1 protein-coding gene is annotated in these 1391 nt (G+C 64.5%); it reads right to left on the reverse strand.

Annotation, left to right across the window (positions count from 1 at the left end; genetic code table 11):
* Positions 1-37 precede the first annotated feature (37 nt).
* The gene (locus ABEA87_RS42115; protein ID WP_345639409.1) at positions 38-1321 is read right to left on the reverse strand and encodes an IS256 family transposase; all 1284 of its coding nucleotides are present in this window, start codon (positions 1319-1321) and stop codon (positions 38-40) included.
* Positions 1322-1391 lie beyond the last annotated feature (70 nt).

A 1391-nucleotide genomic window follows, 5' to 3' on the forward strand; every position in this document is an offset into this window, starting at 1 on the left:
GGGGTCTGTTTCTTCAACGGTGTTTCCGGCGATCTTGTTAGTAGGTTTCAGCGGCCGGGAATCGGTCGCTGAAGGTGATAGCGAAGGCGTTCAACGCTGGCTTCCAGCGCATCGCCCACCGGACCCGACCGGTACCGGTCGGGTCCAGGGACCGGGTCACGAGGTACAGACACTTCAACGCGGCCTGTTCGTTGGGGAAGTGGCCCCGGGCTTTGACCGCGCGTCGGTAGCGGGCGTTGAGCGACTCGATGGCGTTGGTCGAGCAGATCACCTTGCGGATCTCGACGTCGTAGTCCAGGAACGGGATGAACTCGGCCCAGGCGTTGTCCCACAGGCGGACCATCGCCGGATACCGCCCTGCCCACTTGTCGGCCAGGTCGTCGAACGCGGCCCGGGCCGCGTTCGCGTTGACCGCGGTGTAGATCGGCTTGATATCGCGTTTGAGCTCGTCCCAGTACTTCCGGGAGGCCAACCGGAACGTGTTGCGGATCAAGTGGATGACGCAGGTCTGTACGACCGTGCGGGGCCACACGTTGGTCACCACCTCGGGCAGGCCTTTCAACCCGTCGCAGACCAGGAAGAACACGTCCTTGACGCCTCGGTTGCGCAGGTCGGTCAGCACGCTCATCCAGAACTTCGCGCCCTCGCCACCAGTACCGGCCCACAGCCCGAGGACGTCCTTGTCCCCGTCGAGGGTGACCCCGATCGCGGCGTAGAACGGCCGGTTCGCGACCTGCCCATCACGAACCTTGACCACGATGGCGTCAATGAACACCGCCGCGTAGATCTCATCCAACGGCCGGTGGGACCAGTCCGTCATTTCCTCGATGACCTTGTCGGTGATCCGGGAGATCGTCTCCTTCGACACCGACGCCCCATAGATCTCCGCGAAATGCGCGCAGATCTCCCCAGTCGTCAGACCCTTGGCATACAGCGACAACACGACCTCGTCGACGCCGGACAGCCGACGCTGACGCTTACGCACGATCTGGGGATCGAACGTGCCCGCCCGATCCCGGGGCACGTCGATGCGCACCGGCCCGCTGGACTCGGTCACCACCGTCTTCGACCGGGTACCGTTACGGATGTTGCCCGACCCCGCAGCAGGTTCATGTTTCTCGTAGCCGAGGTGCTCGGTCATCTCCTCGTTCAGCGCGGTTTCCAGGACCGTCTTAGTCAGCTGCTTGAGCAGCCCGTCCGGGCCGGTCAGCGACAGGCCCTGTTCCTTAGCGAGCCGGACCAGCTCGGCCGCGGCCTTCGCCTCCGCCGACTGCCCAGCCCTGGCCTTCCTCGGTGTCACATCGTTCAGTGTCGCGGTCATCACAGCGCCCTCCTCACCAGGCACAACGCCTGGCGGGTCAGGCCGGAAACACCGTTAGCAAGACAGTCCC

The sequence above is a fragment of the Rugosimonospora acidiphila genome (assembly GCF_039543385.1).
Taxonomy (GTDB): Bacteria; Actinomycetota; Actinomycetes; order Mycobacteriales; family Micromonosporaceae; genus Rugosimonospora; species Rugosimonospora acidiphila.